We start from the raw sequence: 23,279 nt of genomic DNA, 5'->3' as shown, positions 1-23,279 counted from the left end.
TAACTTGACCCATTATTGGGCTATCTTGAAGGCTGGAGGTTCCCATGACCAAGCAAGACATTTCGCTATCCGACCGTTTTGATATCGAAAAAAGCCCTGTGCTGCTGAATGGCACCCAGGCACTTGTCCGCCTCATGCTGATGCAGAAAGCACGCGACCAGGCGGCGGGGTTGAACACCGCAGGATATGTGACCGGCTATCGCGGCTCGCCGCTGGGTGCGGTCGACATGCAGATGAACCGCGCGGCCAAGCAATTGGCCCAGGCGGACGTGAAATTCCAGGAAGGCCTGAACGAAGACCTGGCCGCCACCGCGCTCTGGGGCGCACAGCAGGCCGAGCTGCGCGGCGAGGGCAAGTTCGACGGGGTCTTCGGGCTCTGGTACGGCAAGGGTCCGGGCGTCGACCGGTCGGGCGATGCGATGAAACATGCCAACATGGCGGGCACCTCGCCCAATGGCGGCGTGCTGATGGCCATGGGGGACGACCATACCGGTGAATCCTCTACCGTGCTGCACCAATCCGAATGGGCGCTGGTGGATGCCTACATGCCCATCGTCAGCCCTGCCGGGGTTCAGGAAATCCTCGATCTGGGTGTCTATGGCTATGCCTTGTCACGGTTTTCCGGCCTTTGGGTCGGTCTGAAGACGATGAAGGACACGGTCGAGGCAACGGCCGTCGTCGATGGCGATCCGCACCGGATGAAGCTGGTCACGCCCGAGGATTATGAGATGCCCGAAGGCGGGCTGAACATTCGCCTGGCCGACAGTCCGCCCGAACAGGAAGCGCGGATGATCGACCACAAGCGCTTTGCCGCAGAGGCCTTTGCCCGTGCCAACCGCATCGACAAGCGGGTCTGGGGCCAGCCGGGGGCCAAGATCGGCTTCGTGGCGGCTGGCAAGAACTGGCTCGACCTCACCCATGCGCTGTCGCTGCTGGGCATTGACGAGGCAGAGGCCGAACGGCTGGGCATCACCACCTACAAGGTCGCGCAGGTCTGGCCGCTGGACATGCAGAGCTTCCACGAATGGGCCGATGGGCTGGACCTGATCGTCGTGGTCGAGGAAAAGCGCAAGCTGATCGAGGTGCAGATCAAGGAAGCGATCTTTGACGACCGCAACGGGCGCCGTGTCTATGGCTGGCACAAGGGTGGCGGTGCGGGCTCCATGCACGGGCCTGAGCTGTTCCAGACCAAGCAGGCGCTTGACCCGATCATGATCGCCCAGAAATTGGGCGCCATCCTTCTGGAAGAGGGGCGCGAGACCGACGGAATCAAGGCCGGCATGTCCGCCCTGGACGAGGCGAAGCGCAACGACAACGCCCCCGAAATCGCGGCACGCCTGCCGTATTTCTGCGCCGGCTGTCCGCACAATACCTCGACCAAGGTGCCCGACGGGTCGCGCGCCTATGCCGGGATCGGCTGTCACTACATGGTGCAGTGGATGGACCGTTCGACTCTGGGCTTCACCCATATGGGGGCCGAAGGGGCGAACTGGATCGGCGAGGCACCGTTTTCCGAAACCACCCACGTCTTTCAGAACCTGGGCGACGGCACCTACAACCATTCCGGGGTCCAGGCGATCCGCGCGGCCATCGCGTCGGGCGTGAACATGACCTACAAGCTGCTCTTCAACGATGCCGTAGCGATGACCGGCGGCCAGAAGAACGAGGGCGGCCTGACCCCCGACAAGATCGCGAAGGAATTGCTGGCCATGGGGGTCAGCAAGCTCGATGTGGTCTATGACGAGAAGGAAGAGCCGCGGCGCGAGGATTTCCCCAAGGGGATCGGCTGGCATGAGCGGGCCGAGATGGACAGTGTCCAGCGCGACATGGCCAAGACCGACGGTGTATCGGTCATTCTTTACGTGCAGACCTGTGCGGCCGAGAAACGGCGCCGCCGCAAGCGGGGCAATTTCCCCGATCCCGATCAGCGCGTCTTCATCAACAAGGATGTCTGCGAAGGCTGCGGTGATTGCGGCGTGCAGTCGAACTGCGTTGCCATCGTTCCCGAAGAGACCGAGTTGGGCCGCAAGCGTGCCATCGACCAATCCGCCTGCAACAAGGATTTCTCCTGCCTGAAGGGGTTCTGCCCGTCCTTCGTGACGCTCGAAGGCGCGACGGTGAAGAAGGCCGAAGGGCAGGGGATCGACCTGCCCGACATGCCGGACCCGCAGCTGCCCGCGATCAACGGCACCCATAACGTCGTCATCACCGGCGTCGGCGGGACCGGCGTCGTGACCATCGGGGCCGTGATGGCCCAGGCGGCGCAGCTGGATGGCAAGGGCGCTGGCATGATGGAGATGGCCGGCCTCGCCCAGAAGGGCGGCGCGGTGCATATCCATGTCCGTCTGGCCGAAAAGCCGGAGGATATCAGCGCGATCCGCGTCGCCACCGGCGAGGCGCATGCCCTGATCGGCGGCGACCTGGTTGTCAGCGCCGGTGCCAAGACGCTTGGCCTGACCCGCACGGGCCAGACCGGCGCCGTGGTTAATTCCCACCAGATCATCACCGGCGATTTCACCCGCGACACGGAATTCCAGCTGCCCTTCGACCGCCTGGAAATGCAGCTGTCGGCGCGGATGCAGGATCGGCTTTCGCTGTTCGACGCCTCGGAACTGGCGCGCAAGGTGCTGGGGGACTCGATCTTTTCGAACATGATGGTGCTGGGCGCGGCTTGGCAGAACGGCCTCGTGCCGCTGTCGCATGACGCGATCGAACAGGCCGTGCGGCTGAACGGCGCGGCTGTCGAAAAGAACCTCGAAGCCTTCGAGATCGGTCGCTGGGCCGTGCTCTTCCCCGAGGAAGCCGCCAAGCGCGTCGCCGGAGAGGTCGTCGCCAAGCCGATGAGCCCGAAGGAAAAGATCGACTTCCGCGCCGATCACCTGGTGGCTTACCAGGGCAAGCGACTTTCCAAGCGGTTCCGCAAGCTGGTGGACGGGATTGAGGACGAGGGCCTGCGCCTTGCGGTCGCCAAGGGCTATCACAAGCTGCTGGCCTACAAGGACGAATACGAGGTTGCACGCCTGCTTCTGACAACTGAGGACAAGGCCCGGGAACAATTCGACGGCGATTTCCGCATGTCCTTCCACATGGCGCCACCCGTGCTTAGCGGCACGGACGCAGCCGGGCGCCCGGCCAAGCGCAAGTTCGGGCCGTGGATGCGCACACCGCTGCGCGTGCTGACCAAGATGAAGGCGCTGCGGGGCACGCCGCTCGATCCGTTCGGACGCACCGAAGAGCGCAAGATGGAACGTGCCCTGATCAAGCAATACGAAAAGGACATGGCCGAAATCCTGCCCAAGGTCAGCGCAGAGACCCGCGACATTGCCGTGGCGATTGCCGAACTGCCGCTGAAGATCCGTGGCTTCGGTCCGGTGAAAATGGCGAACGAAACCAAGGCCGCGAAAGAGCGCGAGGACCTGCTGGCCAGTTTCCGCGCCGGCGGCGGCATGAAGCAGGCGGCGGAATAAAGCCGCCCGTTTCGGCGAAGAAGGCTGGATCGAAGCGTTGGAGGGGATTACATCCTCTCCAACAGGCCCCTTGGTGTTGCCATGACCGCGCAGAGCTCAAGACCCGAGAAACCCAGCAACCGGCAGATTGCCCGCGATATCTCTTACGCGCATTCCGCGGCGACGAAGGGCGGGCGGGCGCTGATCCGGATGATGGAAAACGTCACGGGCCGTCCCGGCCTGATCAAGCGGGCGGACGGCTATGCGTCGGAAATTGCCTCGGGGCGGGATTTCTGGTCCGTCATGGTCGAGCGTTACAAGTTGAGCCTACGGGTCGCGGGTGGGTCGCTTGAGAATATCCCGCGCACCGGGCCGCTGATCCTGATCTCGAACCACCCCTACGGTATCCTCGACGGGCTGATGATGGGCCATGTGCTGCATGAGCGGCGCGGTGATTTCCGCATCCTTGCCAACCAGGTCTTCCGCAAGGCCGAGGACATCAACCGCGTCATCCTGCCGATCTCCTTCGACGAGACGCGGGAGGCGGTTCAGAAGAACATCGAGACACGGAAAGCCGCGCTGCAATATCTGGCCGATGGCGGGGCGATCGGTGTCTTTCCGGGCGGCACGGTGTCGACCGGGCTGAAACCCTTCTCGCGCCCGATGGATCCGGGCTGGCGCGGCTTTACCGCCCGGATGATTACGAAAAGCGAGGCGACGGTGGTGCCAATGTTCTTTGCGGGCCATACCTCGCGCCTGTTCCAACTGGCCAGCCACCTGCATTCGACCCTGCGGATGGGGTTGCTGATCAAGGAATTCCGGTCCCGCATCGGCACGCCGGTCGAGGTGGTGATCGGCGACCCGATACCCCGGTCCGAATTGCAGGCGCGGTCGGGCGATACGCGGGCGCTGATGGATTTCCTGCGCCACCGCACCTACGAGCTTTCGCCTGAGCCGTTGAAATCCTTTGAATACGGGTTCGAATTCGAGGATAAGCACCGAAACGGGGACGAGCCCCGCAGGGTTTACTAGGGCAAAGCGATGGCAGTAGGCATCTTCGATAGCGGCCTGGGCGGGCTGACCGTGCTGAATGCGGTGCAGAAACGCCTGCCGGACGTCCCCTTCGTCTATTTCGGGGATAACGGTCACGCGCCCTACGGTGTGCGCGATGCCGACGATATCTACGAGCTGACCACCGCCGCCGTGTCCCGCATGTTCGAGGCCGGATGCGACCTGGTGATCATCGCCTGCAATACCGCCTCCGCCGCCGCTCTGCGCCGCATGCAGGAGGGCTGGGTGCCCACCGACAAGCGGGTGCTGGGCGTCTTCGTGCCGCTGATCGAGGCGCTGACCGAACGGCAATGGGGCGACAATTCCCCGCCGCGCGAAGTGGCGGTCAAGCACGTGGCCCTGTTCGCCACGCCCGCCACCGTCGCCTCGCGCGCATTCCAGCGCGAACTGGCCTTCCGCGCCATCGGCGTGGACGTGGAGGCGCAGGCCTGCGGCGGCGTGGTCGATGCGATCGAAGAAGGCGACATGATCCTGGCCGAGGCGCTGGTGCGGTCCCACGTGGACGCGCTGAAGCGCAAGATGCCGAAACCCGAGGCCGCGATCCTGGGCTGCACCCATTATCCGCTGATGGAAGACGTGTTCCAGGACGCCCTGGGCGCGGATGTGGACGTCTATTCCCAGGCCAACCTCGTGGCGGCCAGCCTCGAGGATTATCTGAACCGCCGCCCGGAATTCCTGGGCAAGGGCACAGAGAACCTGTTCCTGACGACCGGGGACCCGGCCAAGGTGTCCTCGCGGGCGACCCAGTTCTTGCGACGAAAAATCACGTTCACCGCAGCCTGAGTGGCGTTTTCCACGCCGACCCCTTATCTATGCGCCATGAAAATGGCGACCCAAGGCTTCAAGAGGGCCTCATGACCAAGAAAATCGCAATCATCGGTGCGTCGGGCTATACCGGCGCCGAACTCATCCGGCTGATCTCCTCCCACCCGGAGATGGAGATCACGGCGCTTGCCGCCAATTCCAAGGCCGGGCTCGCCATGTCCACGGTCTTTCCCTTCCTGCGTCATCTGGACCTGCCGACGCTGGTGACCTGGGAACAGATCGATTTCTCGCAGATCGACCTGTGTTTCTGCGCCTTGCCGCACAAGACCTCGCAAGAGGTGATCCCGCATATCGCGCAGCACACCAAGGTCGTCGACCTGTCGGCCGATTTCCGGCTACGCGATCCGGCCGCCTACAAGGAATGGTACGGCAATGACCATGCCGCCGTGGAGCTTCAGAAGTCGGCCGTCTATGGCCTGACGGAATTCTACCGAGACGAGATCAAGGCGGCTTCGCTGGTCGCCGGCACGGGCTGCAACGCGGCCACGGGCCAGTTCACGCTGCGTCCGCTGATCGGGGCCGGGGTGATCGACCTCGACAATATCATCCTCGACATGAAATGCGCCGTCTCGGGGGCGGGGCGGAGCCTGAAGGAAAACCTTCTCCATGCCGAGCTGTCCGAGGGCTACAACGCCTATGCCGTGGGCGGCACCCACCGGCATATGGGCGAGTTCGAACAGGAATTTTCGGCCATCGCCGGCAAACCTGTCACGGTCCAGTTCACGCCGCACCTGATCCCCGCCAACCGGGGCATCCTGTCGACTTGCTATGTCCGCGGCGAGTCGGGCGAAATCCTGCAGGCCTTCTACGATGCCTATGCCAACGAGCCCTTCGTGAAGGTTCTGCCGTTCGGCGAGATGCCGTCGACCCACGACGTGCGCGGCTCGAACTTCGTGCATATCGGGGTGAAGGATGACCGGATCGAGGGCCGCTCGACCATCGTCACGGTGCTCGACAACCTTTGCAAAGGGTCGTCGGGCCAGGCTTTGCAAAACGCCAACCTGATGCTCGGGATCGAGGAGACGACCGGGCTGATGATGGCTCCGCTTTTCCCATGAGGTGACGCCATGAAGGGTCTGAAGAAGAAACGCCGTATCCAGATCATCGTCCTGGCCTTCGTGGCCCTGGCCATCGCAACCGGGCTGGTGGGTTACGCGATGCAGGACGGCATCAATTTCTTCCGCTCGCCGACCCAGGTGGCCGAGGAACCGCCATCGCCGTCCGAAACCTTCCGGTTGGGCGGGCTGGTCTCCGAAGGGTCGTTGCAGCGCGGCCAGGGAGAGGCGATCCGCTTTTCCGTGACCGACGGCAACGCCACGATCCCGGTCACCTTCACCGGCCTGCTGCCCGACCTCTTTGCCGAGAACCAGGGCATGATCGGCACCGGGCGCTTGGTGAACGGCACCTTCGAAGCCACTGAAATCCTTGCAAAGCATGACGAAAGCTACATGCCGAAAGAGGTCGTGGACGCGTTGAAGGAACAGGGCGTCTACCAGGAGCCAGAGGACGCAACGGGCGGTAGCTAGAGCCTCCGTTAACCCATCTTGCCCAGCCTTCCCGCATCAAATGTGTCTTGCGGGAGGGCCTCATGGATCAGACGATCAGGCAGATGGCCCGGGCGATCGTGGCCCGGGAAGGCGGCTATGTGAACGACCCGGACGATCCGGGCGGAGCCACCAATTTCGGCGTGACCATTGGCACCATGCGACGGCTTGGGCTGGACCTGGATGGCGATGGCGCGGTGACCCCCCGTGACGTCCGCGCGCTCAGCCGGGATCAGGCCGTCGAGCTCTTCGTCGACCAATACTTTCACGGCCCCCGCATCTCTGATCTGCCAGAGGTCCTCTGGGCCAGCGTCTTTGACATGCAGGTCAATGCCGGTCGCAACGCGGTGAAGATCCTGCAACGTCTGCTGCGCCGGATGGATCACGACATCACCGTTGATGGCGCAATCGGGCCGCAGACGATTGCAGCGGCCCATGCGGCGGCGCAGGCCGCCCCGGATCATATCGCCGACGCCTATGGGATCGCGCGGCGCAATTACTACTTCGCCCTGGCCGACCGCCGCCCTGCGAGCCGCAAATATGCACGCAGCCGGGCAGGCGGCAAAGGTGGCTGGATCACGCGGGCGGAGGAGTTCATATCCCCCCGCTACCACATGTCCGACCGTGACTTTCGGGAACGGGTGGCGTCATGGGGTTGATCGGTCAGGTTCTGACGCTCGTCTTCGGCGGCGGGCGCAATGCGGTGCGCGAAACGGCCGAGGTCTTTCGCGAAAATGCCGAGGCCGCGGGGCAACGGGAGAGCGACCGCTTTGCCGCCGTGATCCGCCAGCACGAGGCCGAGTTCCGGGCCCGCCGCGGCTGGTTTGACCAGGTGATGGACGGGATCAACCGGCTGCCGCGCCCGATGCTGGCCCTCGGGACGCTTGGCCTGTTCGTCGCCGCCATGGTGGACCCGATCTGGTTCGCGGAACGGATGCAGGGCCTCGCCCTGGTCCCAGAGGCGTTGTGGTGGCTGATGGGGGCGGTGGTCAGCTTTTATTTCGGGGCACGTCACCAGGTGAAAGGGCAGCAATTCCAGAAGGATATCGCCCATACCATGGCCCGCGTTCCACAGGTGGTCGAAAACACCAAGGTCTTGCGCAGCCTGGAGGACGAGGCCCAGCAGGCCGCGGCGCGCGATCCCAATCCTGCCCTCAGCGACTGGCGGGCCAGTCGTGCGGCGTGACGCGGTGACAGGGTCCGGGCGGGGGCGAATGACCCCGCCACCAGGCGCCCCCGCGACAATGTGATCCGCCCGATCCGTGCGAAGTCATTGGCCGAAATCGCATGGGGCTTTATACATGCCCCATGTTGAATGAACTCGGCCACTTTGCCCTGATCCTCGCCCTGGCTGTCGCTATCGTGCAGACGGTCGTTCCCCTTATCGGTGCGCATCGGCGCTGGCCGGGCTGGATGGCCGTGGCAGAACCCGCGGCCAATGCGCAGTTCCTGCTGATCGCGTTCAGTTTTGCCGCGCTGACCCATGCCTTCGTGACGTCCGATTTCTCGTTGCGGCTGGTGATGCAGAACTCCCATTCGCTGAAGCCGATGCTCTACAAGATCACCGGTGTCTGGGGGAATCACGAAGGGTCCATGCTGCTCTGGGTGCTGATCGTGGCGCTGTTCGGTGCCTCCGCCGCGTGGTTCGGCGGGGCGTTGCCGTCCACGCTCAAGGCGCGGGTCATCGCAGTCCAGGGGGCCATCGGCGTGGCCTTCCTCGCCTTCCTGATCTTCACCTCGAACCCGTTCCTGCGCCTGGCGGAGCCGCCGCTGGATGGCAACGACCTGAACCCGCTGCTTCAGGACCCGGGTCTCGCCTTCCATCCGCCGTTCCTCTACCTGGGCTATGTCGGGCTTTCGATGGCGTTTTCCTTTGCCGTAGCCGCCCTGATCGAAGGGCGCGTGGACGCGGCCTGGGGCCGCTGGGTCCGGCCCTGGACGCTGGCTGCGTGGGTGTTCCTGACCATCGGCATCGCGCTCGGCTCCTGGTGGGCCTATTACGAGCTGGGCTGGGGCGGCTTCTGGTTCTGGGACCCGGTGGAAAACGCGTCCTTCATGCCCTGGCTGATCGCGGCCGCGCTGCTGCATTCCGCCATCGTGGTGGAAAAGCGCGAAAGCCTGAAAAGCTGGACGATCCTTCTGGCCATCGTCGCCTTCGGTTTCTCGCTGATCGGGGCGTTCATCACCCGGTCGGGCATCATCACCTCGGTCCATGCCTTCGCGACGGACCCCGAAAGGGGTGTATTCCTGCTCTGGATCACGGCGATCTTCATGGGCGGCGCGCTGACCCTGTTCGCTGCAAGGGCCGAGGCGCTGTCCTCGCGCGGGGTGTTTTCGCTGGTCAGCCGGGAAAGCATGCTGGTGCTGAACAATATCCTGCTGGCCGTGGCCGCCTTTGTCGTCTTCGTCGGCACGATCTGGCCATTGATTTCCGAGCTTGCCTTCGACCGCAAGCTTTCAGTCGGGGAGCCGTTCTTCAACATGGCCTTCACCCCCTTCTTCGTGGGCCTTGGCCTGGCATTGCCTGTGGGCGCGATGATGGCCTGGAAACGGGCCAAGCTGGGCCGCGTCATGCGGCAATTGATGCCCGCCATGATCCTGGCCGTGGCCGTTCTGGCGCTGGTCTTCGCGCTGCAAACGGGGCGGTCCGCGCTTGGGCCCATCGGCCTGATGCTGGGCACGTGGCTGGTGGCCGGGGCCGCGACGGACCTGTGGGCGCGCACCGGGCGCAGCGGGGCGGGGCGACTGCTGCGTCTGCCACGCAATGATTACGGTCGCGTCACGGCTCATGCGGGTCTGGGCGTCACCGTCGCCGGGATTGCCGCCATGCTGGCCTGGCAGAGCGAGGATATCCGCGTCATGCAGGAAGGCGACAGCCTGACCCTCGCCGGCTACGACATCACACTGGACAGCGTGGAGCGGATACAGGGCCCGAACTATATCTCGACGACCGGGCACGTGACCCTGTCGCGCAATGGGCGCGAGATCGGACAACTGAACCCCGAGAAGCGTTTCTATCCGGTCGCAAGGATGCCCACCACCGAAGCTGGGATCGACAATGGCATCATGCGGGACGTCTACGTGGTGATCGGTGATCCGCAGGATGCCGGGGGCTGGGCCTTCCGCAGCTATGTCAAACCGCTGGCCAACTGGATCTGGGGCGGTGCCATCCTGATGGCCATCGGCGGCGCGCTCAGCCTGTCGGATCGCCGCTACCGCGTTGCGGCTGGCGCCCGTCGCACGCCCACGCCGAACAAGGGGCAGGGGGTGCCCGCGGAATGAAACGCTTTCTGACGATCCTGTTGCTGGTCCTGATGCCGATGACCGCCCTCGCGGTGCAGCCCGACGAGGTGCTGGACGACCCGGCGCTGGAAACCCGCGCGCGCGAGCTGTCCAAGGGCCTGCGTTGCCTTGTCTGCCGAAACGAGAATATCGACGACAGCAATGCCGACCTGGCCCGCGACCTGCGCCTGCTGGTGCGCGAACGGCTGGTGGCGGGCGACACGGATGAGGAAGTGATCGATTTCGTCACCGAGCGTTACGGTGAATACGTGTTGCTGCAGCCGCGCACCGGCGGGACCAACATGATCCTGTGGCTGGCTGGGCCCGCGATGCTGCTGCTCGCCTTCGGGATCGGCTTTGCCTATGTCCGCAAGCGGGGCCAGGGCCAGGAAGAGGTGCTGAGCACCGATGAAGAGGCGCGGCTGAAAGAAATTCTCGACCGCTGACGCTCGGTTTTCCTTGCGTCTCGGGTCCGTTCCGATTGGATGGGCCCGAGACAAGGGAGGCCACCATGACCTATCAGACCATCACCCTGGATATCGCCGACGACATCGCGGTCATTCGGCTGAACCGCCCGGAAAAATACAACGCGCTGAACGGCCTGATGCGGGCCGAACTGACCGATGCGGTCCGCAGCTCTGCCGACAAGGCGCGGGTGATCGTGCTGACGGGGAACGGGCCGGCCTTCTGCTCGGGCCAGGACCTCAGCGACAGCGGCGACGTGGCCAATCCCGACCTCGAACGCACCCTGCGGGACGAATACCAGCCGCTGGTCCGGGCCCTCGCCGACAGCCCGATCCCCACCATCGCCGCCGTGAATGGTGCCGCTGCCGGTGCGGGCGCCAATATCGCGCTCAGCTGCGATGTCGTGATCGCCAGCGAAAGCGCCTATTTCCTGCAGGCCTTCAGCCGGATCGGCCTGATCCCGGACGCAGCTGGCACCTATTGGCTGCCCCGCTCGATCGGGTCGCCCAAGGCCATGGGCGCGGCGCTGTTCGCCGAGAAGATCTCGGCCCGGGATGCGGATGCCTGGGGCATGATCTGGGAAGCGGTCGAGGACGATGCCTTTGAAAAACAATGGCAATCCCGTGCGGCTTACCTCGCCAAGGGGCCGACCATGGCCTTCCGCAAGATCAAGGAAACCCTGCGCGGCAGCTGGGGTGAAACCCTGGAAGGGCAGCTGGATCACGAAGGCAAGGCACAGGGCGCCTGCGGCCAATCCCGCGACTTCAAGGAAGGCGTGATGTCCTTCATCGAAAAGCGCCCGCCGCATTTCGAGGGGCGCTGATCTGCACCCTTGAGTTGTAAAGATCAGGTAAACAATATTACCTTAAACGCAATATTGTCATTTTCTGTTCATAGTGCCGCCGGCTTGATGGGTGACCTAAGGGGCAAATCACGAGCCGCCACACAAACGAGCAGAAAATGGCACTGAACGTCACGATTTCCACCCTCTATCTCGGCACGTTTGCCGATCTGGATACGGATGAGGGTAACAATGTCATGGAGAATCCGGGCGCCCTGGTGACCACTTACGGGTCTTCGGGCGATCCGCTCTACAAGCACATCACGGACGTGACGACCAACAGCCCTAGCGGCGATGGTGGTTCCGACGCCGAAGATCAGGTGGCGCTGGATCATGCGGATCAGGGGACGCCCGACACGATCAGCTACGATGTGGGTGACGGGCCGGTCACCACACAGATGGATTCCGCGGCCCAGGTCCAGGGCATCATCACCTACAACGACGGGTCGACCGAATCCGGAACCTTCGCTGTCTTCCAGGATCAGACCGGCGCGCTGTTCCTGACGATCTGGGACACCCAGACCACGCTGGACGATCGCGCGGTGACGTCCTTCCAGATCACCAGCGTCGACAACACCGATTACGGCGGGCTATTCCAGACGACCCGCGACGACCTGAATTTCGTGGCCTGCTTCACCGACGACGCGATGATCCGCACGCCTGAGGGCAACCGCCCGATCACCGCGCTCAAGGTGGGTGATCTGGTCATGACCCGTGATCACGGACCCCAACCGATCCGCTGGATCGGGGCGACAGTCCTAACCGGGGCCGATCTCGAGAAAAAGAAACACCTGCGCCCCTACAGGGTGAAGGCCGATTGCTTCGGGGCCGGGCTGCCGATGCGCGACCTGACCCTGTCGCCTCAGCACCGCCTGCTGACCGGCGGCCGCATCGTCGAGAAGATGTGCGGCGACATCGACCTGCTGATCGCCGTGAAGCACCTGGATTTCCTGCCCGGTGTGCGGCGGATCGGGGCAGGGGACGGGGTCACCTATCGGCATATCCTGCTGGACCGGCACGAGGTCATCTATGCCAACGGCATGCCCACCGAAAGCATGCTGATCGGCGAAACCGCTGCGCGCGATCTGCCCCGCGCGCATCGCCGCGAGCTGGAAGAGCTGTTTCCCGATTTCACCACCTGCCCGCCCGCGCGTCAGCCGGCCCGGCGCCTGGGGCGGGGCAGGGAGTATCGCGACCTGACCGCCCGCTTCGCACGCCGCAAGGCGCATGGTCGGCGGCAGAACGGTCTGGTCCTGGCCCCCGCCTTATAAAGTCGGGCCAAGAAAAAACCGCCGGGGCAGGGCCCGGCGGTTCCTGATCTTGTGCAGTCAGCTAGTGACTTAGCGGTTCTCGACCTCGACATAGTCGCGCGCGGTCGCACCGGTATAAAGTTGGCGCGGACGGCCGATTTTCATGCCCGGATCCTCGATCATTTCCTTCCACTGGGAAATCCAGCCGACGGTGCGCGACAGCGCGAAGATCGGGGTGAACATCGAGGTCGGGAAGCCCATGGCCTCGAGGATGATACCGGAATAGAAGTCCACGTTCGGGAACAGCTTGCGGTCGACGAAGTAATCGTCGGCCAGCGCCTGCTTTTCCAGTTCCTTCGCGACGGCGAGGATCGGGTTGTTCTCGACCCCCAGCAGGTCCAGCACTTCATCTGCGGATTGCTTCATCACCTTCGCGCGCGGGTCGAAGTTCTTGTAGACGCGGTGACCGAAGCCCATCAGGCGGAACGGGTCGTCTTTGTCCTTGGCGCGGGCGATGAATTCCGGAATGCGATCCGGCGTGCCGATTTCCTTGAGGCTTTCCAGCGCGGCCTGGTTCGCACCGCCATGGGCAGGGCCCCAGAGGCAGGCGATGCCGGCAGCGATACAGGCGAACGGGTTCGCACCCGAGGACGACGCCAGACGCACCGTCGAGGTCGAGGCGTTCTGCTCGTGATCCGCATGCAGGGTAAAGATGCGGTCCATCGCACGGCTCAGGATCGGGTCGACCTGGTATTCCTCGGCCGGGACGGCAAAGCACATGCGCAGGAAGTTCGACGCGTAGTCGAGGTCGTTGCGCGGGTACACGAAGGGCTGACCGATCGAGTACTTGTAGGCCATCGCAGCAATCGTCGGCATCTTGGCGATCAGGCGGATCGAGGCGACCTCGCGATGCCAAGGGTCCGAGATGTCGGTGCTGTCGTGGTAGAAGGCCGACATCGCGCCGACCACGCCGACCATGACGGCCATCGGGTGCGCGTCACGGCGGAAACCAGTGAAGAACCGGTGCATTTGCTCGTGCACCATGGTGTGGTTGGTCACACGCTTCTCGAAATCCTCCAGCTGCGCGGCGGAGGGCAGTTCACCGTAAAGCAGCAGGTAGCACACTTCGAGGAAATGCGATTTGCCGGCCAGCTGGTCGATCGGGTAGCCGCGGTGCAGCAGCACGCCTTCCTCGCCGTCGATATAGGTGATCGCGCTTTCGCAAGACGCGGTGGAGGTGAAACCGGGGTCATAAGTAAACACATCCGCCTGACCGTACAGCTTGCGAATGTCGATCACATCGGGTCCGGCGCTCGGCGAAAGTACAGGCAGTTCATAGTTCTGACCATCGAGTGTCAGAGTTGCCGTTTTGTTCGTATCAGTCATACTTCCCTTCCTCTATTCCGCGCGGGTAAGCGCCGCGCGCCCCTTCTAAATGGTGCGAGTTGCCGGAGCGTTACGCCCCTGCATCTCCGATGCGGAGGAGCGTTTCCTCCTGTCCGAGAACAAGCATCATGTCGAAAACACTGGGTGTGGCGGCCCGGCCGGCGAGTGCGGCGCGCAAGGGTCCTGCCAATTGTCCAAACTTGAGGCCCCGATCTTCGGCAAAGCTGTTCAATAGGCCCTCCAAGGTCTGACGGTCCCACGTAGCACTTTGCAGCTGCGGCGTCAAATCGGACAGCCATGCGCGGCTGTCCTCGGTCAGGTTCTTGGCGGCCTTGTCTTCGACCCCGATCGGGCGATCCGTCAGGCAGAAGTGAGCCTTATCAAGCAGTTCGGGGAATGTCTTGGCCCGCTCTTTCAGCACCGGCATCGCCGAAAGCATCATCTCGCGCTTGGCCGGTTCCAGGGCGGGGCGGCCCGTTGCAGCCAGGAAACCTTCCAGTTCATGCAGCAGTGCAGCATCCTCCGTGGCGGCGATGTGCTGGCCACAGATATTGTCCATCTTCTTGAAGTCCAGCCGAGCCGGCGATTTGCCGATCCCGGTGATGTCGAACCATTCCTTGGCCTGTGCGTCGTCGAAAAACTCGTCGTCCCCGTGGCTCCAGCCCAGCCGCGCAAGGTAGTTGCGCATGCCTGCGGCCGGATAGCCCATGTCGCGATATTCCTCGACGCCGAGCGCGCCGTGCCGCTTGGACAGTTTCTTTCCGTCGGGGCCGTGGATCAGCGGGATATGTGCGTAGACGGGAACAGGCCAGCCCATGGCCTCGATGATGGCCATCTGGCGGGCGGCATTGTTCAGGTGATCGTCGCCCCGGATCACGTGGGTCACGCCCATGTCATGGTCATCGACCACCACTGCCAGCATGTAGACCGGCGTGCCATCCGAGCGCAGCAGGACAAGATCGTCCAGCTGGTCGTTGCGGATGGTCACGTCGCCCTGCACCTGGTCGCGGATCACCGTGGCGCCGTCGCGGGGCGCCTTCAAACGCACCACGTAGGGCGCGTCCGGGTGGGTCGCGGGATCGGCATCGCGCCAGGGGCTGCGGAACAGGGTGGATTTCCCCTCGGCCTTGGCCGCGTCGCGGAAGGCCTGGATCTCGTCCTGGGTGGCGAAGCACTTGTAGGCCTTGCCGGCCTCCAGCAGCTCCAGCGCGACTTCACGGTGACGGTCGGCGCGGTCGAACTGGCTGATCACGTCGCCATCGTGGTCCAGCCCCAGCCATTCCATGCCCTTCAGGATCGCCTCGGTCGCTTCGGGGGTCGATCTTTCGCGGTCCGTATCCTCGATCCGCAGCAGGAATTTTCCGCCACGGCCACGCGCATACAGCCAGTTGAACAGCGCCGTACGGGCGCCGCCGATATGCAGGAAACCAGTGGGGGAAGGGGCGAAACGGGTAACGGTTTCGACGGTCTCGGGTTGAGTGGACACGGTCGATTGTAACCTTTCATTAACCAGGGGAGGGCCAAGCTGGGCATTATCTAGCTGGCCCGAAGGGGGGTGACAAGTGCCGCAGGACCCGTCCGAGATGCCCCTGTCCCGACGGCAGCGTCTGGCCCAGCTGCTGCTGATCCAGCGCGGGCATTTGTTTCCCTGGGTGCCGGTCTGCCTGGCATTCGGCATCGGACTTTATTTCATGCTGCCCGAAGAACCCGGGATTGCACTGATCGGTCTGGCCGGGCTTGTCGCAGTGACCATCGGCGGCCTCGCCTTGCGCGGCGGGGCCCTGATCGGGCCGCCGCTCTGGCTGATTTCGCTCGTCGCGGCGGGGCTGGTTCTTGGGGCGGTGCGCGCGCATATGATGGCCGCGCCGGTGCTGGGCTTTCGCTATTATGGCCCGGTGGAGGGACGGATCATCGGGATCGACCGCTCGGCCTCCGATGCTGTGCGCCTGACCCTCGACCGGGTGCGGCTGGATGACGTGGCGCCCGCCCGCACGCCGGACCGCGTCCGTATCTCCCTGCACGGCGACCAGGGCTTCACGCGGTTGGAGCCGGGCCGAACCATACTGGCCACCGCGCATCTGTCACCGCCCGGTGGTCCGGTTGAACCCGGCGGCTTCGATTTCCAAAGACATGCGTGGTTTCAGGGCCTTGGCGCCATCGGCTACACCCGCGTGCCGGTGCTGACCCTGCATCCAGCGCAGCCCGGTGCGATGCGCGTGCTGTCCCTGCGCCTGACGCTGGCATCCCGCATACGCGCGGCCATGCCGGAGGAGACCGGGGCCTTCGCGTCTGCCATCCTGACCGGCGACCGCTCCGCCCTGCCGCAGCCGCTGATCGAGTCGCTCAGGCAGACGAACCTCGCGCACCTCTTGGCGATTTCCGGGCTGCATATGGGGTTGGTGGCCGGCTTTGTCTTTGCCGCTTTGCGGATGATCGGGGCGGCGATCCGGCCGGTGGCGCTGAACTGGCCGCTGCGGTCCATCGCGGCGCTGGCGGCTCTTGCTGCGGCGACCGGGTATCTTGTCCTGTCCGGCGCGGCCATCGCGACGGAACGGGCCTATGTCATGGCTGCCGTGGCGCTGTTGGCGCTGGTCGTGATGCGCCGGGCCTTTTCCCTCAGGGCGCTGGCCCTTGCGGCGCTGGTCGTGCTGATCCTGCGCCCCGAGGCGCTGTTATCCCCGGGTTTCCAGATGTCCTTCGCCGCGACGACTGCGCTGGTCGCGGTCTTCGGGCTGTTGCGCGGCAAGGGACGCGGATTGCCGAAACCGGTGGCGGCGGTGCTGACGGTCATCCTCTCCTCCGCCGTGGCGGGGGGCGCGACAGCCCCGGTCGGCGCGGCGCATTTCAACACGCTGTCACAGTACGGGCTGATCGCCAATCTGCTGTCGGTGCCACTGATGGGCGTGTTGGTGATGCCGGCCGGTGTCGTTGCACTGGCGCTGATGCCGTTCGGTCTGGAGGCGATCCCCCTCTGGGTCATGGGCTGGGGCCTCGACTGGATCCTGCTGGTGGCGAGAGAGGTCGCTGCCTGGCCGGAGGCCGTCCGACACGTCCCGGCGCCCGGGCCGGCGGTCCTGCCGCTCTACGCTATCGGCGGTCTGATCCTGGTCCTTTGGCAGGGATGGTTGCGATGGCTGGGTGTCCTGCCGCTGGTCGCGATGATCTGGCTCTGGGCCGGGGCGCAGCGTCCGGACATCCTGATCGCCTCGCGCGGAGAGCTTGTCGGCGTGCTTGGCCCCGAGGGTCGCGCCCTCAGCAAGCCGCGCGGGGCGGGGTTCGTCGCTTCCGTCTGGTTGGAAAATGACGGTTCGGCCGCGGATCAGGCCATTGCAGCGGCTCTCTGGTCCGGCGAGGGCAGGGTGCGTCACCTGACCGGCAAGCGCGCCGCGGATTCGGTGACCTGCACAGCGGGCGAGGTTCTGGTCATGACCCATGATCCGCCGCGGGATTTGCCCTGCGCGGTCTATTCTCCGGCGCGTTTGCGGGACATGGGGGCCGTGTCGCTGATCCGGTCGGAAGCCGGGTTGAAACAGCAAACGGCCCGCGAGGTTGCGGGCCGAAGGCTTTGGAATACCGAAGATATTCGCGAAAGGCCGTTTTGGCCGTCGAACGATCAGTAGGTGCGGATCAGGCCCACCAGACGGCCCTGCACCTTCACCTTGTCGGCGGGCAGGACACGGGTTTCGTAGGCAGGGTTCGCTGCGACCAGTTCGACCTGGCCGGTGCGGCGGAAGAAGCGTTTAAGTGTCGCCTCCTGGTCTTCGACGAGGGCCACGACGATGTCACCGTTATCAGCAGTCTGGGTTTCACGGATGACGACCACGTCCCCGTCATTGATCCCCGCATCAATCATCGAGTCGCCCCGGACCTCAAGCGCGAAGTGATTGCCGTTGCCCGCCAGCATGGAGCCCGGCACGGCGACGTGATGCGACACCTGATTGATCGCCTCGATCGGGACACCGGCGGCGATACGCCCCATAACCGGAAGCTCGAGCGCGTGGACAGGTTCGACGGGGAGGGAGGGGCTGAGCGCGGGTTCGGGATCGGGTGCGCCGCCTTCGATGACGCGGGGAACAAAGCCGTTCGCGTCACCGCCGAGGCTTTCTGGCAGTTTCACGATCTCGATGGCACGGGCGCGGTGCGCGAGACGACGGATGAAACCGCGTTCCTCGAGCGCCGTGATCAGCCTGTGGATACCGGATTTCGACCGCAGATCAAGGGCTTCCTTCATCTCGTCGAAAGAGGGGGGCACGCCGTCGCGCTGCACCCGTTTGTGGATGAATTCCAGCAGGTCTAGTTGCTTCTTGGTCAGCACAGGCACTACTCCCTCGCCCTTTCTGTTAACGTTTGTTCTACACGTGTTCACGTTTTGTGTCAACTGGCGGCGGAACAGGGCGCTTTTCGGGACGTCGGTATCACGTCGGTACAACGTCGGTATTACGTCGGTGCGCGGTCGGTTGCGTGTGTGGGGCACATTCGGACGCGAGGCTGGCGAGCCCACCCAATCGACCTCAGATCGGATCGTATTGCGGAACAGCTTGGCGTGTCGTGACGGTATCCGACGAAGGATGTAAGTACTTTAGTTGCTAGTTACGGTAGGGAGGAGGAAGCTCTGGCAACTCACGCGCCAGCAGGCGGGCCGGAAGGGCGGATTCCGGACCTTCTCTGCGCGTGCGAACTGAGCTCAGCCAGATCACGGAAGCGGACACTCGACCAGGATCGCGCCGCGGAACCCTGGGGCACCTACAGGGAGGGCGGGTAGCCGACATTCGCTGCAGGGATCAAAATTGGATGCCGTGCGTAGAAACCAGACACGATATCGAGGTGCCCTGAGGGCCTCGAATCTGATCATGAGCCTCTTAGCAACTGTCCGTCATCGCACTATCCAGACTAAGGGAGCCCACTCACAGAAAACCTCAAAACTGATAGTCTCCACTCTGGTCAGAGCGCAGAAATGGCGCCAGCTGAACTGCCAGAACCAGTTGCCGCACACGATCGAAGGCGGCACGTTCACCGACGGCGTCGCCCAAACCGAAGCCGATGAACCCCGCGCAGCCCCATCAAGCCGCATCACCTCAATTCAGCCATTGATCTGCATCAAAGCACGAAACCCCTTCCAGCAAGGGCTTGAAATTCTGACACTTTCGATCGAAGCTCACAGAAGTGTCCTAGAATTTTAAAACAGTCGAAAACCGTGAGCCAACAAGCTTACTCTGCAGAAAGCTTTCTCGAAGTCAATGACTTAGACAACCGCAACGGCGTCAATAAAGATAAGGACTTTTTCCCAAACGTTCACCGGGCCAACCTAAGAATTGACCGGAAGGCACGTGCGATTAGGAATTTTTACAAAAAGCACAGCTCCCAAAGCTCAAAGCTAACCGCGGCCCGCAAGGAGCAAGCTAGAAATCTATTCAAAAACCTAAAGACAGAAAAGAAAAGAAAGCGTGAGCTTCTTACTCACGAACTTCAACGAATATCTGAAATAATATCAAGCAAATCTTTCTCCGTATCACTCCACTCAGGTTTCGCGAATGGAAAGCCGACTTATGCGTATGGAGAGACGCCTGACGAATACTATGCACTAAAGCAGACTGCGATTAACATCCGGCGAATTTATAGGGTGAAGCAATCGAGCGGGAGTGCAATATGCTCGCAAATCCTAAATATGGCAATGGACGGATACAAGTATCATATTGTCCGAGCGGACATTAAGACCTTTTATGAGTCTGCCCCACAAGAAAAGCTAATCGAGAAGCTTGAATTTGATTCCCTTTTGAGTATAAAATCTAGAAGAATATTGAAGCAAGTACTAGAGACCTATGCGACTGCAAATGGCGGAACGGACAAGGGCATCCCGAGAGGAGTGAACGTGAGCGCGGATTTAGCTGAGCTCTACATGCGCGACTTAGATGAAAAAATAAAGCAGCTAGAAGGCGTGTGCTTTTACGCAAGATATGTTGACGACATTATTGTATTCTTTGCACAACCTAAACACTTAGACAGTCAACCACGCCTTCCCAGTGTCTCTCAGGTCATTATTTCCTTTGGTCTGGAGGTAAATGAGGGCAAGACATACGAGGTCTCTCTCTCGAAGAGGCCAAATTTAGAGTAACTTGGTTGCGTGTTTCACTGTAGCGGAGAAAATTCTAAAGTCGCACTCTCTCAAAAAAAGATGGACCGATACCGCACCAGGCTGATTAGGACCCTGAAAGAATACCAGAGGGACAAATCCATAAATGAAAAGCGAGCATATAGGTCGCTTCTTGCTAGACTTCGCTTTCTAACAGGAAACACTCAACTGAGCAACGCCAAGCGCAATGCGCATACTGGGATATATTTCTCAAATCCGATTTTAACCGACCTCACTCAGTTGAGGGACTTGGACATGATTCTGTCGCTTTGGGCTTGGAGAGAGCTTTCCGCAAAACCCACACTAAAATCAGAGGTCAATAAGCTTTCTTTTGAAATCGGCTTCATGCGTCGTCGAATGGTCAGGTTTAACCGGCATAAGAAGCCAGGCGACCGCGATGAAATGAATAAAATTGTTGGAGCGTGGTCCTATGCGGAAAAAGGTTAGTCTGTCCAAGTCGAGGAGCTTTCGACCGGTTCTCACCGAGCTCCTACCATTTGAGGTGCCGCCAGGTTTCAATTCTGGAGGTTTCTTCGACTTCCTTCAGAAAACCAATCCCAAGCTAGTAACTCATGCAGTTCCTGGTAGTAAGAAAACCAAAACCTACATCGAGTGGTCAGCGAACAACTCAAAATATGATTCCGCTATTTCCTTTGTGCTTCAAGGGATCGATGACGTTAACCGCGTGGAGCATTTTGAAGTGGCTGTGGACGGTGGAAGTACGTCTGGCGGCCGCTTCACCCGAAACGGCGACACCTTAAAAATGCGACGTATAAAGCTAAAAGACTATTCCAGTCGGAACCGCGCGTACTCATTTGACATTAGCCACAAAGAGGCGTCCTTCCGACGGCTATCCGTACCTCACCCGGTCAATCAATTTTTAGCGTCTGAGTTTTACGGAAAATACTCTTCAGATATACTTTATTACTCCGGAATCAGCCCTTTTTCCATCCGAAAGCCAGATTCTGTAGCACAATTAATTTACTTCAATGACCTAATTCACGGAAAAAGAATGGCTCAGGGCTTTCACTTCTTAGAGGAAAGCCACAAAGAGTACGACCACCTAGGGTCCTTCTTTAGATATCACAGGTACAGCAACGTTTATCGCTTCTATGAATCCAAGCTATACCACAATGCCGAGAAAAAATTTGACAAGCTTCTAAAGCTCGACATCAGTCGGTGCTTCGATAGCATCTATTCGCACTCCATCTCCTGGGCAATACTGTCAAAAGAAGTTGAGAAGGACGCGATCACTAGGGATGATACGACCGCTTCGCGCACTTTCGCCTCGAAAATTGATAAGTTGATGCAAAACATGAATGATGGCGAGACAAATGGCATCATCATTGGGCCGGAAATATCTAGAATTTTTGCTGAGCTAATTCTTCAAAAGGTAGATGGAGAAGTCGAAAAGCAGTTGAGAATGGGCGTAAGTGGGCAAAGTGCGTTTCACAGGAAGGACTACGAGGCTTTTCGATATGTCGATGACTATTTCCTCTTTTACAACTCAGAGGCCACATCAAAGCTGTTTTGCGACACTTTGGAGGCGCAGCTACGAGATTTCAAACTGTCTCTTAGCCGAGAGAAGCAGCACACGATTGAGAAACCCATCATAACAAACGAGACTATAGCAAAAAATAAGATTAAGGAGATTCTCAGCAGCCATCTAAATCCAGAGCAGAAAGATTATGCACAAGAATCCGCCGGAGATATTCGCTATCCAGATCACAAAATTAGCGCCAATAAGCTAATCGTTGAATTCAAGGCCGCTATAAAGTCTACAAGCACAACCTACGCAAGTCTGCTAAACTTCACGCTTTCCAACCTTGAGTGGAGAACTGCCTCATGGCTGCGCTCCCACAAGAGGGCGATGAAAGAATTTCAGGACAACGGTATAACCGATATGCCGCTGTCAGAAGTGGATTTAAGCAGGAATCTTCAAAACCTGATAGAATTCAGCTTTTTCGTTTTTGCAACCACCCCCAAGGTGAATTTTTCAGTTAGACTTACTCGATTAATCTGCATGATTGTAGATGAGATACATGAGATCATTGTTGGGTTTGACACCAAGGAAAGGGTTCTCAAATCTATTGCGGACAACCTGCATTGGTGTCTACGAAAGTACAGCGGCTCCGAAACGAGGCGAATCGAAACTCTTTACTTGATTTTGGCCAACATGAAGTTGGGGAGATACTATCGGTACAATCAAGAGCAGTTATGCCTTTTTTTGGGCGCCGAGTTTGACAGGGCCTCGGGGCAAATAAATTTTTCAGACATTGATATGTTTACAGCTGATGTATGCCTTCTATACATCAGGAATCAGGCCAGATATTCTAATTTCAAAAAGGGTCTGATTGATGCACTCGCTGAGCGTTTCAGAAATCGACAGCACGACCTGCAGAAAGACGCAGAGCTACTCATAACCTTTTTAGACTTGGCGACCTGTCCGCATCTTAAGCCAGTAGAAAAACAAACCTTGTCAAAGGCGGCGGGTAAGTCACCGAGTTTCATGCGCGACCTTGGCCAATGCCATACGCACTGGTTCATTGATTGGTCAGGCTTTGACTTGACCTTGGAGCTTGACAAGAAACGGTCGCGTTAGTTGTATTGACGGTGGAGGCCACGCCCGACGGAAATGGCATGTGCGTCGCTCGCCTTTTAATGCTTCGGTATTTGATGGTCGTGTAGCGCTGACTGCTTACACACAAGGCCTTCGCAGACCAACTTGTCAAAAGGGAGTCTGCTGCCGAGGATGGGGGCGTGATCCTCGGCGCACATAGCAGAGCATGTGTAGATTGCCCTATCAATGCGGGGCACCTCTAAAATTGCCGCTGCGCCGCGAACCTCTGATTTCCGACCTTGCCCTGTCACAAATGCTGCGGGACGCTTCGAATGTCCGGGCTAGTGAAGCTGCACTGCGGCCACATGTCGACCGATGAAAGTCTGCATTGGGCCGACCTGCGCTGTTCTGGACAGCGCCTAAGGCCCTTGACCTGCCCCCCGCGAAATCCCTCACCTTAATGTAGAGTCTGCGCCAAC

The 23,279-nt window shown here is 61.0% G+C and carries 19 protein-coding genes; 16 read left to right on the top strand and 3 right to left on the bottom strand.

The annotated features are described in order from the left end of the window. Window positions 1-44 precede the first annotated feature (44 nt). The 11 genes from ATO9_RS11245 to ATO9_RS23465 all read left to right on the top strand — a co-directional run bounded on the left by ATO9_RS11245 (window position 45) and on the right by ATO9_RS23465 (window position 12,745). Entirely contained in the window at window positions 45-3,467 is a 3,423-nt protein-coding gene (locus ATO9_RS11245) for an indolepyruvate ferredoxin oxidoreductase family protein (RefSeq protein WP_043748832.1), read from the top strand. A gap of 81 nt (window positions 3,468-3,548) precedes the next feature. Beyond that, entirely contained in the window at window positions 3,549-4,478 is a 930-nt protein-coding gene (locus ATO9_RS11240) for a lysophospholipid acyltransferase family protein (RefSeq protein WP_052418259.1), read from the top strand. 9 nt (window positions 4,479-4,487) lie between these two features. After that, window positions 4,488-5,300: a glutamate racemase gene (locus ATO9_RS11235; protein ID WP_043748830.1), complete on the top strand. Its 813-nt coding sequence runs from the start codon at window positions 4,488-4,490 to the stop codon at window positions 5,298-5,300. Between the two features lie 71 nt (window positions 5,301-5,371). After that, window positions 5,372-6,400, top strand: coding sequence for an N-acetyl-gamma-glutamyl-phosphate reductase (gene argC, locus ATO9_RS11230; protein ID WP_043748827.1), 1,029 nt, complete (start codon window positions 5,372-5,374; stop codon window positions 6,398-6,400). 9 nt (window positions 6,401-6,409) lie between these two features. Then, the gene (gene ccmE / locus ATO9_RS11225; RefSeq protein ID WP_043748824.1) at window positions 6,410-6,868 is read left to right on the top strand and encodes a cytochrome c maturation protein CcmE; all 459 of its coding nucleotides are present in this window, start codon (window positions 6,410-6,412) and stop codon (window positions 6,866-6,868) included. Window positions 6,869-6,930: 62 nt separating this feature from the next. Then, window positions 6,931-7,545, top strand: a complete 615-nt coding sequence (locus tag ATO9_RS11220; protein WP_043748821.1) for a holin-associated N-acetylmuramidase — start codon at window positions 6,931-6,933, stop codon at window positions 7,543-7,545. Further along, window positions 7,536-8,072 carry a holin family protein gene (locus ATO9_RS11215; protein WP_043748817.1) on the top strand — a complete coding sequence of 179 codons (537 nt, stop codon included), beginning with the start codon at window positions 7,536-7,538 and terminating at the stop codon, window positions 8,070-8,072. The genes ATO9_RS11220 and ATO9_RS11215 overlap by 10 nt, the downstream gene beginning before the upstream one ends. Window positions 8,073-8,194: 122 nt before the next feature. Next, the gene (locus ATO9_RS11210; RefSeq protein ID WP_043748814.1) at window positions 8,195-10,168 is read left to right on the top strand and encodes a heme lyase CcmF/NrfE family subunit; all 1,974 of its coding nucleotides are present in this window, start codon (window positions 8,195-8,197) and stop codon (window positions 10,166-10,168) included. Next, window positions 10,165-10,614 carry a cytochrome c-type biogenesis protein gene (locus tag ATO9_RS11205; RefSeq protein ID WP_043748812.1) on the top strand — a complete coding sequence of 150 codons (450 nt, stop codon included), beginning with the start codon at window positions 10,165-10,167 and terminating at the stop codon, window positions 10,612-10,614. The genes ATO9_RS11210 and ATO9_RS11205 overlap by 4 nt, the downstream gene beginning before the upstream one ends. Before the next feature lie 65 nt (window positions 10,615-10,679). Continuing rightward, the gene (locus tag ATO9_RS11200) at window positions 10,680-11,456 is read left to right on the top strand and encodes an enoyl-CoA hydratase-related protein (RefSeq protein ID WP_043748810.1); all 777 of its coding nucleotides are present in this window, start codon (window positions 10,680-10,682) and stop codon (window positions 11,454-11,456) included. A 137-nt stretch (window positions 11,457-11,593) separates the two neighbouring features. Continuing rightward, window positions 11,594-12,745 (top strand): Hint domain-containing protein, encoded by a 1,152-nt coding sequence (locus ATO9_RS23465; protein WP_052418258.1) that lies wholly within the window; start codon window positions 11,594-11,596, stop codon window positions 12,743-12,745. Between the two features lie 69 nt (window positions 12,746-12,814). Here the strand turns inward: ATO9_RS23465 and ATO9_RS11190 are convergent, their stop codons facing one another. Together ATO9_RS11190 and gltX are read right to left on the bottom strand one after the other, a co-directional pair. Next, window positions 12,815-14,110, bottom strand: a complete 1,296-nt coding sequence (locus ATO9_RS11190; protein WP_043748807.1) for a citrate synthase — start codon at window positions 14,108-14,110, stop codon at window positions 12,815-12,817. Between the two features lie 70 nt (window positions 14,111-14,180). Then, window positions 14,181-15,596 (bottom strand): glutamate--tRNA ligase, encoded by a 1,416-nt coding sequence (gene gltX / locus ATO9_RS11185; RefSeq protein ID WP_043748806.1) that lies wholly within the window; start codon window positions 15,594-15,596, stop codon window positions 14,181-14,183. A 97-nt stretch (window positions 15,597-15,693) separates the two neighbouring features. Here gltX and ATO9_RS11180 point away from each other — a divergent pair, with 97 nt between their 5' ends. Next, window positions 15,694-17,730, top strand: coding sequence for a ComEC/Rec2 family competence protein (locus ATO9_RS11180; RefSeq protein ID WP_043748804.1), 2,037 nt, complete (start codon window positions 15,694-15,696; stop codon window positions 17,728-17,730). Here ATO9_RS11180 and lexA read toward each other — a convergent pair. Beyond that, window positions 17,724-18,425, bottom strand: coding sequence for a transcriptional repressor LexA (lexA, locus tag ATO9_RS11175; RefSeq protein ID WP_043749689.1), 702 nt, complete (start codon window positions 18,423-18,425; stop codon window positions 17,724-17,726). The genes ATO9_RS11180 and lexA overlap by 7 nt on opposite strands. A gap of 535 nt (window positions 18,426-18,960) precedes the next feature. Here lexA and ATO9_RS25050 point away from each other — a divergent pair. The 4 genes from ATO9_RS25050 to drt3b all read left to right on the top strand — a co-directional run bounded on the left by ATO9_RS25050 (window position 18,961) and on the right by drt3b (window position 22,842). Beyond that, entirely contained in the window at window positions 18,961-19,290 is a 330-nt protein-coding gene (locus ATO9_RS25050) for a hypothetical protein (protein WP_156127846.1), read from the top strand. A gap of 14 nt (window positions 19,291-19,304) precedes the next feature. Further along, window positions 19,305-20,222: an antiviral reverse transcriptase Drt3a gene (drt3a, locus tag ATO9_RS24275; RefSeq protein ID WP_156127845.1), complete on the top strand. Its 918-nt coding sequence runs from the start codon at window positions 19,305-19,307 to the stop codon at window positions 20,220-20,222. A 273-nt stretch (window positions 20,223-20,495) separates the two neighbouring features. Then, window positions 20,496-20,687 carry a hypothetical protein gene (locus ATO9_RS24270; protein ID WP_156127844.1) on the top strand — a complete coding sequence of 64 codons (192 nt, stop codon included), beginning with the start codon at window positions 20,496-20,498 and terminating at the stop codon, window positions 20,685-20,687. Beyond that, on the top strand, window positions 20,671-22,842 hold the full coding sequence (drt3b, locus tag ATO9_RS11165; protein ID WP_081979544.1) for an antiviral reverse transcriptase Drt3b: 2,172 nt from the start codon (window positions 20,671-20,673) through the stop codon (window positions 22,840-22,842). The genes ATO9_RS24270 and drt3b overlap by 17 nt, the downstream gene beginning before the upstream one ends. The last annotated feature ends 437 nt before the right edge of the window (window positions 22,843-23,279 follow it).

It is taken from the genome of Pseudooceanicola atlanticus (assembly GCF_000768315.1).
Taxonomy (GTDB): domain Bacteria; phylum Pseudomonadota; class Alphaproteobacteria; order Rhodobacterales; family Rhodobacteraceae; genus Pseudooceanicola; species Pseudooceanicola atlanticus.
The sequence above is the reverse complement of the archived record's forward strand: the minus strand, read 5'-3'. Positions and strand labels throughout refer to the sequence as shown.

What these genes read in the sequence shown, in the direction of transcription:
- ATO9_RS11240 (WP_052418259.1), top strand. Translation starts at nt 3,549, where the DNA reads ATGACCGCGCAGAGCTCAAGACCCGAGAAACCCAGCAACCGGCAGATT.
- argC (WP_043748827.1), top strand. Translation starts at nt 5,372, where the DNA reads ATGACCAAGAAAATCGCAATCATCGGTGCGTCGGGCTATACCGGCGCC.
- ATO9_RS11220 (WP_043748821.1), top strand. Translation starts at nt 6,931, where the DNA reads ATGGATCAGACGATCAGGCAGATGGCCCGGGCGATCGTGGCCCGGGAA.
- ATO9_RS11200 (WP_043748810.1), top strand. Translation starts at nt 10,680, where the DNA reads ATGACCTATCAGACCATCACCCTGGATATCGCCGACGACATCGCGGTC.
- drt3b (WP_081979544.1), top strand. Translation starts at nt 20,671, where the DNA reads ATGCGGAAAAAGGTTAGTCTGTCCAAGTCGAGGAGCTTTCGACCGGTT.
- ATO9_RS25050 (WP_156127846.1), top strand. Translation starts at nt 18,961, where the DNA reads ATGAGCCTCTTAGCAACTGTCCGTCATCGCACTATCCAGACTAAGGGA.
- ATO9_RS11205 (WP_043748812.1), top strand. Translation starts at nt 10,165, where the DNA reads ATGAAACGCTTTCTGACGATCCTGTTGCTGGTCCTGATGCCGATGACC.
- ATO9_RS11235 (WP_043748830.1), top strand. Translation starts at nt 4,488, where the DNA reads ATGGCAGTAGGCATCTTCGATAGCGGCCTGGGCGGGCTGACCGTGCTG.
- ATO9_RS11245 (WP_043748832.1), top strand. Translation starts at nt 45, where the DNA reads ATGACCAAGCAAGACATTTCGCTATCCGACCGTTTTGATATCGAAAAA.
- ATO9_RS11215 (WP_043748817.1), top strand. Translation starts at nt 7,536, where the DNA reads ATGGGGTTGATCGGTCAGGTTCTGACGCTCGTCTTCGGCGGCGGGCGC.
- ATO9_RS23465 (WP_052418258.1), top strand. Translation starts at nt 11,594, where the DNA reads ATGGCACTGAACGTCACGATTTCCACCCTCTATCTCGGCACGTTTGCC.
- ATO9_RS11180 (WP_043748804.1), top strand. Translation starts at nt 15,694, where the DNA reads ATGCCCCTGTCCCGACGGCAGCGTCTGGCCCAGCTGCTGCTGATCCAG.
- ATO9_RS24270 (WP_156127844.1), top strand. Translation starts at nt 20,496, where the DNA reads ATGATTCTGTCGCTTTGGGCTTGGAGAGAGCTTTCCGCAAAACCCACA.
- ATO9_RS11210 (WP_043748814.1), top strand. Translation starts at nt 8,195, where the DNA reads ATGTTGAATGAACTCGGCCACTTTGCCCTGATCCTCGCCCTGGCTGTC.
- ccmE (WP_043748824.1), top strand. Translation starts at nt 6,410, where the DNA reads ATGAAGGGTCTGAAGAAGAAACGCCGTATCCAGATCATCGTCCTGGCC.
- ATO9_RS11190 (WP_043748807.1), bottom strand. Translation starts at nt 14,110, where the DNA reads ATGACTGATACGAACAAAACGGCAACTCTGACACTCGATGGTCAGAAC.